We start from the raw sequence: 13,239 nt of genomic DNA, 5'->3' as shown, positions 1-13,239 counted from the left end.
TTCCTATCGGATGTCGAAGTCGCGGGTCACGTAGCCGGCCCAGCTGCCGTCGTTCTTGGCGAGCTTCGGCTGCACGATGCGGTAGTCGAGAGTCCCGCTGCCGAGAGCGCGGGTCAACGTTCCAGCGAGCGAGTGATCAGTAGTGAACATTCGCTGAATGATGAGCTTCAAGTACTCCTGAGTGCCTTGCTGGTAGAAGTGGCCATCCTTTCCGCCACGATAGCCCAGCGACGCGGACGGTCCCTTCACCTCTTGCACCAGCACTCGCTCGGCGCCGGTCGCCTTGGACCGCACGATGTACACCTGGTCGAGATCGCCTGCGCCACCTCGATCGTCGGGATCGGTCAGTTCGCGGACGTCGTAGTCAGAGGCAGGGAAGTCGCGGCTCACGGCCTGGCGTCCGGCAGCTTCGCCGAGGGCTTCGCCGGATCGGGTCTGGCGGAGGTACGCGTCGCGCAGGGCGTCACGTGTCTGGGGCGAGATGCTGCCCCCGTTCGCCATCTCCGCATCCCGCTGCTTCTGGAGGCGTGCGACGTCGCTGACCGCCTGATTGCGATCGGCCGTGGGACGTGCCATCGCGCCTTGCTCCTGCGGCGTGGCCGTGACAGTTCTGGCAGGTGCGGCCCACTGTGCGTTCACCGTCGGTACCGACCGGGTCTCGACGAAGGTGCCCGGGTTGTTCAGATCCTCGCGGATGGACGGCACGAGGGCGCCGTTCTCATCGCGTGCGGTCGCCGACTTGCGGCTGATGACCCCGTTGGCGCCCTGCTTGTTGTAGTACTTGGCTCGGTAGTCGGGGTCGTTGAGTTTCTGCGGCATCGGAGCGTTGCGCTGCTCCACCGCAGTCCGTTGTGCATCCGGGCGCGCCTGGGCCGGGGGAGTGGCCTGTCGGGGTGCCGGCTGGGGTCGGGCAGGCGGTGCCGGTCGAGCCGGTGGGGCGGGCTGGGCCTGTGCCGGCGGTGCCTGCCGCGCCGGTGGAGCGGGCTGGGCTTGTGCCGGGGGCGCAGGACGAGCCGGGGCAGCGGGCGGTGCCGGGGCAGCCGGCGGTGCCGGACGTGACTGGGCAGGCGGGGCACTCGGCTGCCCGCCGCCGGTCTGGGGTACCTCCGGCAGCGTCTGATCGGAGTTGCACTGGTCGATCTCCGCGAGCAGCGCCTGGCGCTGGCCGAGCAGGTTGTTGCGTTGGGCATTGAGCTGGTCGGCCTCGCTGTTGTAGGCACCGACGGCACCTGCATTGGTGCGGTCCACCGAGCCGGCGCGACCGTTGTGCGCGTCGATCTGTGCGCCGAGCCCCTGTGCCTGCGATGCGAACGACTGGGCTCGCGAGGGCAGGGTCTCGCAATTGGCCGGTGCGGCGGCCGCGATCGCGGGTGTCGCCGCGGCAACGATTCCGAGTCCCAGCAGCAGTGCCAGCACGACGAGCCGAAGCTCGTGCGCGACCCGACTGCTGATCGGTGTGGGGCCGGATCTGGCCACCGGCAGATCTGAATGTGTTGTGTGACCACTGCTGATCGTCATGTTGGCGTCCTCGTCGTGTGCTCCGAAACTGCTCTGCTGCCCAATCGGATGCGGTGGACGGCGCGAATGTTCCGAGGGTGAGTCGAACGCCGGTTGCAGTATCCGTCGGGCCCGGGCCCGTGGGATCGCACGAGTGCCGGGCGGCGAAGTGGCTTTGGTACGCTCCGGCGCAGGCCGGCTGTGACCGCAGACACCCTCCGCTCGATGGTGGAGTTCTGCGTCGGGTCTGAACGAGACTCGGTCGGGTCATCCGAGCCGCTGCCACGGGCATGTCACGACAGCATGAGCGCAACCATCACAGCGAGAGGAAAAACCATGGGTAAGAGACGAATACGCCTGGTGGCCGCCGTAGCGGTCGCATTCGTCTCGGGTTCATTGGCCGCCGCGATACCGGCGCCCGCCACCGCCGCACCCGCGAACGGCGGCGACAAGATCTATCTGGTGCACGGTTACAACGACGCCGGTGGATCCGATTGTGCGTCGTTGTGGGGCAATGCAATCGACTACTTCACGTCCCGAGGTGTCGACAAATCGTCGATTCACACCGTCGGATACTACGCAGGTGACAAGAACTGCAAGGACGACGTGGCCCGCGCCGACACGGACACGCGGATCAAACACGTTGCGGCAGCGCTGGCCAACCACATCTACAACACCGACACACGTCAGGGAAAGTCGGTGGACATCGTCGCCCACTCCATGGGAGGGCTCGTCACTCGCGTCGCGATCCTCGGATCAGCATTGGGCTGGAAGGGTTTTCCGGCAGGCAAGCTCAAGGTGGGCGATGTGGTCACCTTGGCCACCCCGCATCAGGGCATCATCGACCGCGACAAATACAAGAGCGTGCAATGGGATTCGATGGAACCCGGCTCGACGTTCCTCGAGGTACTCCAGGAGCCCGCACACCGCCTCGACCAACCGTGGGCGAAGGGAATCGACTGGAGTTTCGTCGGTTCCAATGAAGACACCACGGTGTTTGCGGGCTCCGGTTACGACAAGGATCGGCCTGTCCAGCACAAATACCGCTACCTGCCGGACGCGGACCACAACATCTCCCACACCGCGATGCGCACCTTGAAACCCGGTGGCGGTAAATACAATCTGCGGTATTGGCACGCCCGCGAGGGCAAGCCGCACGACACCACCAACGGCTGGGCTCCGCTCGAGACCGCATTCAACGCGGTCGATCGCGGATCCGACTGGTAGGCAACTGACCCGTTGTGTGCGGGTGGTGGCGATCGCGCCACCACCCGCATTTGTGTGTGACTGGTGTCGGAAACCCGTGCGGTTCTCGACACCGCCTCCGGACGACGTCAGCGTCGCACTGCCGAGATGGTCCCAACTGATTCATCATCGACAGTTGCAGGTCGGTCCAGGTCTGCGACCATGCTGTTCCAGCTGTGAAATGCTGTGTCCCACCCCAGGTTCTCCAGCCAGCCGCGGATGTTAGGCTCGGCGGTGGAGGAGGCGTCGTCGCCTCCAGGAGTATCGCCCACCAGACCGCGCAGGTCGCGATAGCGGGAGTCGGTGGCATCGGTGGCGAACTGCCCTGTTCCGTACAGACTGCCGGGAGCCGACACCGCTGACAGCCTCCGAACGACACGCCGACTCCATTCCTGGTTCAGCGAGCCCAGTGTGCCTTCGTCAATCCACATCGTCGGCACTTCCGAGTGGAATCCGCTGTCGCGCAGTGGGATCACCCAGTCCGAACGAAGGTCGGCGGTGACAACCGCGCGTGAACAGGTTGCGGCCGCGCCCGCCCGACGTAGCACGGGTTCCTTGAACGCGAACAGTTCCGGGACGTCGATCTCGAACACCGATGCGTCGGCGGGCAGGCCGAGCCGATACGCACGGGTGTCCAATCCGGCGCCCACGAGTACGAACTGTCGGATACCGTTCGCCGCCGCGGCGCGCAGGCGGTCGTCCACCAGACGCACTCCGATGGTGCGCCCACCATAGAAGCGGCCGGCGAGTTCCGTGAGGCGCGACCATCGTTCTTTGTCGAAGCCAACGTGCGCTGCGTCGACGAAATGCTGTGCGAGTGGGTCCGAGTACAGACGGTCAGGCCGATCGGTCTCACGGGCGCGGATGATCGCCACACCGAGTGCGGTGACGGCAACTCCGGTGGTAGGTGCCTCCGGAACGGGTGGTTGTGCGGACATGCGGACCTCCAAGTAACTTGCCGACCGGCTAGGTATTTGTGCACGGTAGACTTCCACTAGTCGGCCGTCAAGCAATTGGATCGGGATGGATAGACGTCGTAGCGACACACGTGAACGGATTCGCTCGTCCGCCATGCAATTGTTCGCCGAGCGCGGTTATGACAAGACGTCGTTGCGAGAGATCGCAGACAGTCTCGGTGTCACCAAAGCCGCTTTGTACTACCACTTTCGGACCAAAGAAGACATCGTCGTCAGCCTGTCGGAAGAACTGCGGTCCGGAGTCGACGAGATCGTGCGTTGGGCCGAGTCGCAACCACCGGACAACCAGCGGGCGGCGCAGATAGTCATTCGTTACAGCGCGCTGTTGCACGGTCTGGGCAAAGACATGATGCGTTTCTGGACCGAGAATCAGGCGGCATTCCGGGATCTGGGCGTCGGCGCGAGCCTGCGCTACCAGTTCCGTGAACTCGGTGATCTGATCGCCGGCCCCGAGGCCGCACCCATTGCGATATTCAATGCGCGTCAAGCGTTGTTGGCCATCTCTTGGAGCCTGGCGATGATGGGTGACCTCGACATCGACGACGAGACGAGCAATGCGGCGGCCACCGAGATCGCGTTGGGTCTGGTCGCTCGGATTACGACCTGATCTACTCCCGCCCGCATGCGGGTTGAGGGAATCTCCTCCGGCTGTGCGTGGTGAGGTCGGAGGCCTCGGGCGTTGACGTACGAACCGGCCTCGTGACGAGTGTGAACCCGGTTTGAAGCGTGTGAAACAAACACTTGCGCCGTCGCTATTCAGCGTTACTATGTAGTGGTAGTCAGTGTTGCTGAGTAGTGAGGATGTCCGATGGGCAAACAGATGACGGAGATGCTCAAGGGAACGCTCGAGGGCATCGTCCTGGCAATCCTGATGATGCAGCCCGCATACGGGTACGACATCACCGCGCGGTTGCGGGAGCAGGGGTTTGCCGACATCGCAGAGGGCACCGTGTACGCGCTGCTGCTGCGTCTGGAGAAGAGGGGACTGGTCGACGTGGAGAAGATCCCGTCCGAGAAGGGGCCGCCCCGCAAGGTCTACACGCTCAACGAGCAGGGGCGTGAATATCTCGACGAGTTCTGGAGCACATGGAGCTTCCTCTCGGAACGACTCCAACGACTTTATCAAGGAGGCAAGTGACCATGGTGATTTCGAAGTTGATCGGCGACAAGCGGCGCTGGCGGGCCTATAAGGAGCGCAAACATCAACTCCCGGAAGGATATCGCACGGCCGTGGACGCGCTCGAGCGTTACCTGATGTTCTTCGGGCCCGGTGACGGCGATGGTTCGGCGACGATGTTCGAGGATCTCGCCGACCTGTTCGAGCAGAGCGCCCGGGACGGGACGCCGGTCCGCGACATCGTCGGCGACGACCCGGTGGAGTTCGCCGAGGAGTTCCTCAGGACCTACCCGGAGGGGTCGTGGATCAGCCGCGAGCGCTCCCGACTGACCAAAGCCATCGATCGTGCGACCGAATAGCGCACAGATCAAGAAAGACAGGATATTTCGATGACGACAGCTCAACTGCCGGCAATCCGCGTGCGCGGGTTGCGTAAGTCCTACAAGGACCTGCACGTCCTGCGTGGCGTGGACTTCGACGTGGAGCGAGGCGCCATCGTGGCCTTGCTCGGCTCCAACGGTGCAGGCAAGACGACGGTGATCCGCATCCTGTCCACGCTGTTGCGGGCAGACGAGGGCGACATCGACGTCAACGGATTCGACGTCGCGGCCAGTCCTGCCGATGTACGGGAATCCATCAGTCTCACCGGACAATTCGTCGCTGTCGACGAGATCCTGAGCGGGCGCGAGAACCTGTTGTTGGTCGCCCGGTTACGGCATGTCGACGACGCTGCGGCGGTCGCTGATGCTCTGCTGCAACGGTTTTCCTTGACCGATGCGGCCGACAGGCGGGTCGGCACCTACTCCGGGGGCATGCGCCGGCGCCTGGACATCGCGATGAGTCTCATCGGCGATCCGCCGGTCATCTTCCTGGACGAGCCGACAACCGGGCTCGATCCGCAATCGCGGATCGAGGTGTGGAGTGCGATCGAGGAACTCGCAAAGCAGGGCACAACGGTGCTGCTCACCACGCAATACCTCGACGAGGCGGAACGCTTGGCCGACCGCATCGCGATCCTGCACGAGGGACGGATCATCGTCGACGGCACTTTGGCCGAACTGAAGAAGTTGCTCCCGCCGGCCCGAGTCGAATATGTGGAGAAGCAACCGAGTCTGGAGGAGATCTTCCTGGCCATCGTCGGCCAACACGAATCCACCACCACCGAGGAACAATGATGACCACCTACCATCTCGACGACACCTCTGTCCTGCTCGGACGGTCGTTGCGGCACATCACCCGCAGCATGGACACCATCATCACCACGACGATCATGCCGATCGCCTTCATGCTGCTGTTCGTGTATGTGTTCGGCGGCGCGATCGACACCGGGACCGAGTCCTACGTCGACTATCTGTTACCCGGCATCCTGATCATCACGATCGCATCGGGTATCTCCTACACGGCATTTCGACTCTTCCTCGACATGCAGAGCGGGATCTTCGAACGCTTCCAATCGATGCCGATCGCGCGATCGAGTGTGCTGTGGGCACATGTCCTGACCTCGTTGGTGGCAAATCTGATCTCGGTTGTCGTCGTCTTCCTGGTGGCCGTGGCGATGGGATTTCGGACCGGAGCGAACATCGGGGCCTGGCTGGCCGTCGCCGGGATCCTGGTCCTGTTCACCCTGGCATTGACGTGGATCGCGGTCATCCCCGGTCTCACGGCGAAGTCGGCCGACGGTGCGAGCGCCTTCTCCTACCCGCTCATCTTCTTGCCGTTCGTGAGTTCCGCCTTCGTGCCGACCGATTCGATGCCGGCGCCGGTGCGCGCATTCGCCGAGAATCAGCCGGTGACGTCCATCGTCAACTCCATCCGTGCGCTGTTCGCAGAGCAGCCGGTCGGCACCGACATCTGGATCGCGCTCGGCTGGTGCGTCGCGATCCTCGTGGTCGCCTACGCGGTCGCGATGGCCATCTACCGACGCAAGATCAGCTGACCCGCCCCGGATGCGCCCGCGGACTCGCTGTCGGGTTCGCGGGCACCACCGTGTTCGGCGGGGCATCTCGTCGAACGTGACATGCCGCGATTGCCGTATCCGTACGGTGGTCAGTGATGCCGAGGAGGAGCCGATGGACGACCGGAAGGCGAAGGAAAGCCTGCACCGTCATCTGCGCGAGGCGCGCGAGGCGATTCTGTGGAAGCTCGACGGATCGTCGGAATACGATGGGCGACGGCCGATCACGCCACATGGAACAAATCTTCTCGGACTGGTGAAACACCTGGCCACGTGCGAGATCGGGTATTTCGGCGCCACCTTCGACCGGCCGTTTCCGGACCCTCCGGCGTGGCTGACCAGTACCGAGCGTGACGTCGACATGTGGGCGCATCCGGACGAGACGCGAGCCGACATCGTCGCTCTGTACCGTCGCGCCACATCGCACGCCGACGAGACGATCGAGGAGTTCACTCTCGATCACCCGGTGACGATCCCGGGGTGGCGACCGGACCGGTGTCACGAGACGCTGCACGGGGTGCTCGTCCACATGATCGCCGAGACCAATCGACATGCAGGCCATGCCGACGTGGTGCGTGAACTCATCGACGGTACGGCCGGCCGACTGCCCTCTGACGGGGAGGTCGACGCGGGCGCCGACTATTGGCAGCGTCTGGTGGCGCGGATCGACACCGCTGCGCGGGTCGCGGCCGAACACCGCGGCGTGTGAAGGTCGAGATGGCCCCACACGACCGGTTGCTGTTCCTCCACGGTGCAGGTGGCTTCGACGAGGATCGGTCCTTGGCGGACGGCATTGCTGCGGCCCTGGGAGCAACACTCGACTACCCGCGGCTGCCCGACGACGACATGACGTGCGCTGCATGGTCGTCCGCCGTTCGCGAGCGACTGACCGAGTGGCCGTCGGGAACGTCGTTGATCGCGCACTCGTTCGGCGCGTCGATCCTTCTGCACGTGTTGTCGGAGATCGGGCTGGATCATGGGAACTCTCCGGTTGCCTTGCTGGCCTTGCCGAACTGGGGTCCCAGAGGCTGGGATATCGCCGAGTACGCGTTCCGGGGGCCGGAGCCGAGTCGTCGGCTGGTCCTGCACCATTGCCGCGACGATGCCGTCGTCCCGTTCGACCATCTCGCCCTCAACGTGGCCCTCCTGCCGTCCGCCGGGGTGAGGGTCCACCCGAGCGGCGGACACCAATTCGAGGGACTCGTCGGCGCGATTGCTGCCGATGTGAACTGAATCGGATGTCACAGCAATAATCCGCGCCTGACGCGGACTATTGCTGTGAACCCGTATTCAGGTGACGGCAGGCTTGTCGTCAGCGCAAGAATTGCGATGAAATGCATTGTCAGCCAGTGTCATTCGCTACAGATTAAGTGTGTTCCCCTCTGGGGAGGAATCGCTGTGACGCGCCGGCGGATTGGCGTTCACAAATGGCGCCGAATGGCATCATGGTGAGATGGACGGCGGGCGAGGTGAGAGTGGATCGATTCGATCCGTCTCAGGGGTAACCCCTGGGTGCATTCCGCAGTTGGTCCCTGCGTCCGACGCCGCGGAGCACGCTGCACGTGCCGCCCGGCGCCGCGACAGCACTGTTCTGGTCACCGCGCCCGTCGTCCATCACGTGCCGGCCGTCCACCGGTTCGGTTGGTGACAGCCGAGCCGCGCTTGTCCGCGGCAGAAGTCGCCGAAGCGGCGGCCGCGTTCTCGCGCAGCTACGGAACGTGGACGTGGCCGCAGGTGCTTCGTGCACTGCGCTCGGTGCTGCCCGAGGTCGCCGACGACGTGGCTCCGCGGCTGTTCGATCTGGCGCCGCACGAGCCGCGCCATCCGGCAGCCGTGGTCGTCGAAGCCCTCGTCCCCTGGACGCACAATGCACCCGTTGCCCGGCCCGCGATCGAACTCGATGCCCCGGTATCGAGCGGGTTGGTGCCCGCCGACCTCCCAGATCTCTTCGACGTCGAGCAACTCGCCCATTGGCTCGACTTCACCGTCTCGGAACTCGAATGGTTTGCCGACCGGGGTGGCTGGCTACGTACGGCCCGCCCGAGACTGCGGCATTACCGGATCTGGACTCGCGTGAAACGTGACGGCGTGCGAATGATCGAAGCGCCGAAACCGCGGCTACGCGAGACGCAGCGACGTTTGCTGCGGCGTCTGGTGGAGAAGATTCCCGCGCACCCGGCCGCACGAGGGTTCGTGACCGGTTCGTCCGCCGCAGGATTCGCCTGGCCGCACAGCGATCGCGACGTCGTGCTCCGCGTCGATCTGCGTCATTGCTTCGAGACGATCACCACTCGCCGGGTACACGCCGTGTTCCGGGAAATCGGTTACCCGTCGCATATCGCGCGCGTTCTGGCCGAGTTGTGCACCACGGCGACGCCGGTCGATGAGCTCGTGGGGCTGGACCGTGACCATGCGTCGTTGCTTCGGGTACGACACCTGCCGCAGGGTGCGCCGACATCTCCTCACCTGGCGAATCTGGTGATGCAGACACTGGACCGCCGGCTCGACGGCTACGCCCGGAACAACAGGTTGCGGTACACGCGCTACGGCGACGACCTTGCCATCTCGGGTGACGGGATGGATAGCGATCGAGCGTTGTGGACCATCATGCGTGTGGTCGAGGACGAGGGCTTCACCGTGCACCCCGACAAGGTCCGGATCATGCACCGGCATCAACAGCAACGCCTCGCGGGTCTTGTCGTCAATGACCGGCCGCAGGTGTCCCGTGGTGATTACGACAACCTGCGTGCGCTGTTGCACAACGCGATCCGTCACGGGGCGTCCGCGGAGAACCGCGATGGCCATCCCGACTTCCGCGCGCACGTCTACGGCCTCATCGCGTGGGTGGGGGCCACGGGGCAGCAGCGACGACAACGACTGCTTCGGATGGCCGCCGAGGTGGACTGGGAGAGCTGACCGGCCGCCGCCGCCCGCGTTCGCCTCTGGCGAAATATCCCGGGGAACAAACATCCAGCCATCAGGGTTGAGTCGAGCAGACTGAACTTTGGAGGTTAGATGTCTCAGACATACTCAGTGCCCGTTCTGTTCGTTCCTGACCTGGTCGTTCTGCCCGGCATGGTGGTGCCGATCCCGCTCGACGACGCTGCTCAGGCGACGGTGGACGCGGCTCGGGCCAGCGAGTCCGAGAAGCTGCTGGTCGCCCCGCGCCTCGACGACCGGTATCCGAACTACGGCGTGATCGCATCGATCGTGCAGGTGGGGCGTATCCCGGGCGGCGGAATCGCTGCGGTCGTCAAGGGTGAGAAGCGTGCACAGATCGGCACCGGAACGCCGGGCGCGGGCAATGCTCTCTGGGTCCAGGTGACCGAGGCCGACGAGCCGGCGATCACCGACGACGTGAAGGCGTTGGCGGCCGAGTACAAGCAACTCGTGCTGGCCATGCTGCAACGGCGTGAGGCCTGGCAGATCATCGACGGCGTCAACAAGATGACCGATCCGTCGGCACTCGCGGACACGTCCGGCTATTCGTCGTGGCTGACCGATGTCCAGAAGCGTCAGCTCCTCGAGACCCCGGACATCGCCGAACGGCTGCGCCTGCTGATCGATTGGACCAGTGAGCACATCGCCGAGACGGAGGTCAGCGACAAGATCGCCGACGATGTCCGTAACGGAATGGAGAAGCAGCAGAAGGAATTCCTACTGCGCCAACAGCTCAACGCGATTCGCAAGGAACTCGGCGAGGACGAGCCCGAGGGCGCCGACGACTACCGCGGCCGCGTCGAAGCCGCCGATCTTCCGGACAATGTGCGCCAAGCGGCGCTTCGTGAGGTCGGCAAGCTCGAACGCGCCAGCGACCAGTCGCCGGAGACCGGATGGATCCGGACCTGGCTCGACACCGTGCTCGACCTGCCGTGGACCGTCAAGACCGACGACTCGACAGACATCAAGGGCGCCCGCGAGATCCTCGACGCCGACCACCACGGCCTCGAGGACGTCAAGGACCGCATCGTCGAGTACCTCGCGGTGCGCGCTAGGCGTGCTCAGCGAGGTCTGCAAGTCGTCGGCGGCCGTGGCTCCGGTGCCGTGATGGTGCTGGCCGGTCCTCCCGGCGTCGGCAAGACGTCGCTTGGCGAATCCGTGGCACGGGCGTTGGGGCGCAAGTTCGTTCGTGTGGCGCTCGGCGGCGTCCGCGACGAGGCGGAGATTCGTGGTCACCGGCGCACCTACGTCGGCGCTCTGCCCGGCCGCATCGTGCGGGCCATCGGCGAGGCGGGATCGATGAATCCCGTTGTGCTGCTGGACGAGATCGACAAGGTCGGCTCGGACTTCCGCGGCGATCCCGCGGCAGCCCTGCTCGAGGTGCTCGATCCGGCGCAGAACCACACGTTCCGCGACCACTACCTGGATCTCGACCTGGATCTGTCCGACGTCCTGTTCCTGGCCACCGCCAACGTTATCGAGAACATCCCGGCCGCGCTTCTGGACCGGATGGAACTGGTGACGCTGGACGGCTACACCGAGGACGACAAGGTCGCCATCGCCCGAGACTTCCTGCTGCCACGGCAGAAGGAACGTGCCGCATTGACCACCGACGAGGTGATGGTCACCGAGGACGCGCTCCGTGAGGTCGCGGCGAACTACACCCGGGAACCCGGTGTGCGCCAGTACGAGAGGCTGTTGGCCAAACTGTTGCGCAAGGCCGCGACCAACATCGAATCGGGCAAGGCATCGGCGCCGACCACCGTCGACGTGGACGACCTGAAGGACTATCTGGGCCGGGCGCGGTTCACGCCGGAAACGGAGGAGCGCACCGCGGTGCCGGGTGTGGCAACGGGACTCGCGGTCACCGGAATGGGCGGCGATGTGCTGTTCATCGAGGCCAACTCCAATGCCGGTGAAGCCGGGTTGAAACTGACCGGGCAGTTGGGTGACGTTATGAAGGAGTCGGCGCAGATCGCTCTGTCGTACGTGCGGGCGCACGCCGAGCAACTCGGCGTCGATCCGACCACGTTGGACAAGACGATCCACGTCCACGTGCCTGCCGGTGCGGTGCCCAAGGACGGTCCGAGCGCGGGCGTCACGATGGTGACCGCCCTGGTCTCGATGGCCACCGGGCGCAAGGTTCGTGCCGACGTCGGTATGACCGGCGAGGTCACGCTGAACGGCCGGGTGCTACCGATCGGCGGGCTCAAGCAGAAACTGCTTGCCGCCCAACGTAATGGCATCAAGACGGTGTTCATCCCGCAGCGCAACGAGCCCGACCTCGACGATGTGCCGGCCGAGGTCCTCGACGCGCTCGAGGTGAAGCCGATGGTCGATGTCGCCGACATCATCACGCTGGCGCTCGAGCCGGTGGGGGAAGCCGTGGCCACCGCGGCCTGACCCGTCGAGCGAACCGCTGATGGCGCATCACCGAACGGTGGTGCGCCATCGGCGTGTTCGGGATCGGTGTCGCGTCCGGTCACCGACCCGAGTTGTCCGCGGACCCTGCTGGCAGATAGGGGTGAAGCTTCACCCATATCTACCGACAGGGTCCGCGTGTGCGATCGAAAGGGCCGGAGCAGCACCGGAACTCAGGGTTGGCCGCCGAACTCGGCCAGGTAGTACTCGGCCATCGCCGGCGAGTAGTCGTCGAAGTCGATGGTGCCGACGTCGTCGCCGCGCTCGGCCGCGACCATGCGGTCGAGATAGTAGTCCCAGCCGGGACCCACCCCCTCCGCCATCTTCGGGTCCGGTACGTCCTGTGCGAACGTCAGAGTGGTGATCCCGTTCGCTTCGCTCAGATCGAGCCGCAGCGACCAGTGCGTGGCGTTCTCGCCGTCGTAGGGCATCGACGTGGTGATCCGGATCCGGTGCGGCGGCGCACATTCGTCGATGCGGAAGTGCTCGGCGGGCATGTCGTCGCCCTCGAACAGCATCTGGAACCGCACGTGCCCGTCGGCGGGGTCGCCGGTCCAGGTTCCGATCCAGCGGGCCAGCCGTTCGGGTTCGGTGACCGCCGCCCAGACGTCGTCGATCGGTGCTCGAAAGGTGCGTCGCCACTCGCAATAGGTGCCTTCCGGCAGATCTCGCCGGTGGCCGGTGGGGGTCGGGTTGCTCATGCTGTGTGCTCCTCGTCGTCTCGTCGGTGATCGGGATGTTCGGCGGCGCGGTCCCGCGTCGTGCGTCGCACCTCGAGGTCGAGCCCGTCGAGCGCGTGCTCGGGGATCGGTGGCCCGGCGGTGCCGAATCCGTCCAGATAGGCGTGCACCGGCTCCAGGCCGGCATGGATCAGTGCGTAGTGACGCTCCCGGCCCTGCGTCGTGGCCTGTACCAGGTCGGCCTCGGTGAGCAGGCGCAGATGTTTGCTGATCGCCGGACGGCTGATCGGATACTCGGCGGCGAGGTCGACGACCCGCGCCGGGCTCGCGGCCAACCTCTGCAACAAGCTGCGACGGACCGGGTCGGCAAGTGCCTCGAATGCATCCACCCTCTATTGGTAACCAATC

14 protein-coding genes are annotated in these 13,239 nt (G+C 65.0%); 10 read left to right on the top strand and 4 right to left on the bottom strand.

From position 1 onward, the window contains the following. Window positions 1-3: 3 nt before the first annotated feature. Window positions 4-1,518, bottom strand: a complete 1,515-nt coding sequence (locus tag AAFP35_RS18240; RefSeq protein ID WP_419223051.1) for a hypothetical protein — start codon at window positions 1,516-1,518, stop codon at window positions 4-6. 315 nt (window positions 1,519-1,833) lie between these two features. Between AAFP35_RS18240 and AAFP35_RS18235 the strand changes: the two genes are divergently transcribed. Further along, a complete protein-coding gene (locus AAFP35_RS18235; RefSeq protein ID WP_419223050.1) occupies window positions 1,834-2,724 on the top strand; it encodes a hypothetical protein in 891 nt (296 codons plus the stop codon). Window positions 2,725-2,831: 107 nt separating this feature from the next. Here AAFP35_RS18235 and AAFP35_RS18230 read toward each other — a convergent pair whose 3' ends face one another. Continuing rightward, window positions 2,832-3,680 (bottom strand): SAM-dependent methyltransferase, encoded by an 849-nt coding sequence (locus AAFP35_RS18230; RefSeq protein ID WP_419223049.1) that lies wholly within the window; start codon window positions 3,678-3,680, stop codon window positions 2,832-2,834. Window positions 3,681-3,765: 85 nt separating this feature from the next. On the opposite strand from AAFP35_RS18230, the gene AAFP35_RS18225 reads away from it, so the two are divergent. From AAFP35_RS18225 to lon, 9 genes are all read left to right on the top strand, one after another. Further along, a complete protein-coding gene (locus AAFP35_RS18225; RefSeq protein WP_419223048.1) occupies window positions 3,766-4,326 on the top strand; it encodes a TetR/AcrR family transcriptional regulator in 561 nt (186 codons plus the stop codon). Window positions 4,327-4,527: 201 nt separating this feature from the next. Then, on the top strand, window positions 4,528-4,857 hold the full coding sequence (locus AAFP35_RS18220; RefSeq protein ID WP_419223047.1) for a PadR family transcriptional regulator: 330 nt from the start codon (window positions 4,528-4,530) through the stop codon (window positions 4,855-4,857). A gap of 2 nt (window positions 4,858-4,859) precedes the next feature. Next, the gene (locus AAFP35_RS18215) at window positions 4,860-5,195 is read left to right on the top strand and encodes a DUF1048 domain-containing protein (RefSeq protein ID WP_419223046.1); all 336 of its coding nucleotides are present in this window, start codon (window positions 4,860-4,862) and stop codon (window positions 5,193-5,195) included. A 30-nt stretch (window positions 5,196-5,225) separates the two neighbouring features. After that, on the top strand, window positions 5,226-6,011 hold the full coding sequence (locus AAFP35_RS18210; protein WP_419223045.1) for an ABC transporter ATP-binding protein: 786 nt from the start codon (window positions 5,226-5,228) through the stop codon (window positions 6,009-6,011). Next, the gene (locus AAFP35_RS18205; protein ID WP_419223044.1) at window positions 6,011-6,772 is read left to right on the top strand and encodes an ABC transporter permease; all 762 of its coding nucleotides are present in this window, start codon (window positions 6,011-6,013) and stop codon (window positions 6,770-6,772) included. Before AAFP35_RS18210 ends, AAFP35_RS18205 begins: the two co-directional genes overlap by 1 nt. 133 nt (window positions 6,773-6,905) lie before the next feature. Then, a complete protein-coding gene (locus tag AAFP35_RS18200; protein WP_419223043.1) occupies window positions 6,906-7,499 on the top strand; it encodes a DinB family protein in 594 nt (197 codons plus the stop codon). Between the two features lie 8 nt (window positions 7,500-7,507). Continuing rightward, a complete protein-coding gene (locus AAFP35_RS18195) occupies window positions 7,508-8,023 on the top strand; it encodes an alpha/beta hydrolase (RefSeq protein ID WP_419223042.1) in 516 nt (171 codons plus the stop codon). A 408-nt stretch (window positions 8,024-8,431) separates the two neighbouring features. Next, window positions 8,432-9,706: a reverse transcriptase family protein gene (locus tag AAFP35_RS18190; protein ID WP_419223041.1), complete on the top strand. Its 1,275-nt coding sequence runs from the start codon at window positions 8,432-8,434 to the stop codon at window positions 9,704-9,706. A gap of 99 nt (window positions 9,707-9,805) precedes the next feature. Then, window positions 9,806-12,133 (top strand): endopeptidase La, encoded by a 2,328-nt coding sequence (gene lon, locus AAFP35_RS18185; RefSeq protein WP_419223040.1) that lies wholly within the window; start codon window positions 9,806-9,808, stop codon window positions 12,131-12,133. Window positions 12,134-12,324: 191 nt separating this feature from the next. Here the strand turns inward: lon and AAFP35_RS18180 are convergent, their stop codons facing one another. Both AAFP35_RS18180 and AAFP35_RS18175 read right to left on the bottom strand, forming a co-directional pair. Next, on the bottom strand, window positions 12,325-12,852 hold the full coding sequence (locus AAFP35_RS18180) for an SRPBCC family protein (RefSeq protein WP_419223039.1): 528 nt from the start codon (window positions 12,850-12,852) through the stop codon (window positions 12,325-12,327). Beyond that, a complete protein-coding gene (locus tag AAFP35_RS18175; RefSeq protein ID WP_419223038.1) occupies window positions 12,849-13,220 on the bottom strand; it encodes an ArsR/SmtB family transcription factor in 372 nt (123 codons plus the stop codon). The genes AAFP35_RS18180 and AAFP35_RS18175 overlap by 4 nt, the downstream gene beginning before the upstream one ends. Window positions 13,221-13,239 lie beyond the last annotated feature (19 nt).

Origin of the sequence: Gordonia sp. CPCC 206044 (genome assembly GCF_048537895.1) — a bacterium.
GTDB lineage: Bacteria > Actinomycetota > Actinomycetes > Mycobacteriales > Mycobacteriaceae > Gordonia.
This window is presented reverse-complemented; position numbering and strand designations above follow the sequence as displayed.

Coding starts and splice junctions, on each gene's coding strand:
- AAFP35_RS18240 (WP_419223051.1), bottom strand. CDS start 1,518: ATGACGATCAGCAGTGGTCACACAACACATTCAGATCTGCCGGTGGCC.
- AAFP35_RS18235 (WP_419223050.1), top strand. CDS start 1,834: ATGGGTAAGAGACGAATACGCCTGGTGGCCGCCGTAGCGGTCGCATTC.
- AAFP35_RS18230 (WP_419223049.1), bottom strand. CDS start 3,680: ATGTCCGCACAACCACCCGTTCCGGAGGCACCTACCACCGGAGTTGCC.
- AAFP35_RS18225 (WP_419223048.1), top strand. CDS start 3,766: ATGGATAGACGTCGTAGCGACACACGTGAACGGATTCGCTCGTCCGCC.
- AAFP35_RS18220 (WP_419223047.1), top strand. CDS start 4,528: ATGGGCAAACAGATGACGGAGATGCTCAAGGGAACGCTCGAGGGCATC.
- AAFP35_RS18215 (WP_419223046.1), top strand. CDS start 4,860: ATGGTGATTTCGAAGTTGATCGGCGACAAGCGGCGCTGGCGGGCCTAT.
- AAFP35_RS18210 (WP_419223045.1), top strand. CDS start 5,226: ATGACGACAGCTCAACTGCCGGCAATCCGCGTGCGCGGGTTGCGTAAG.
- AAFP35_RS18205 (WP_419223044.1), top strand. CDS start 6,011: ATGACCACCTACCATCTCGACGACACCTCTGTCCTGCTCGGACGGTCG.
- AAFP35_RS18200 (WP_419223043.1), top strand. CDS start 6,906: ATGGACGACCGGAAGGCGAAGGAAAGCCTGCACCGTCATCTGCGCGAG.
- AAFP35_RS18195 (WP_419223042.1), top strand. CDS start 7,508: ATGGCCCCACACGACCGGTTGCTGTTCCTCCACGGTGCAGGTGGCTTC.
- lon (WP_419223040.1), top strand. CDS start 9,806: ATGTCTCAGACATACTCAGTGCCCGTTCTGTTCGTTCCTGACCTGGTC.
- AAFP35_RS18180 (WP_419223039.1), bottom strand. CDS start 12,852: ATGAGCAACCCGACCCCCACCGGCCACCGGCGAGATCTGCCGGAAGGC.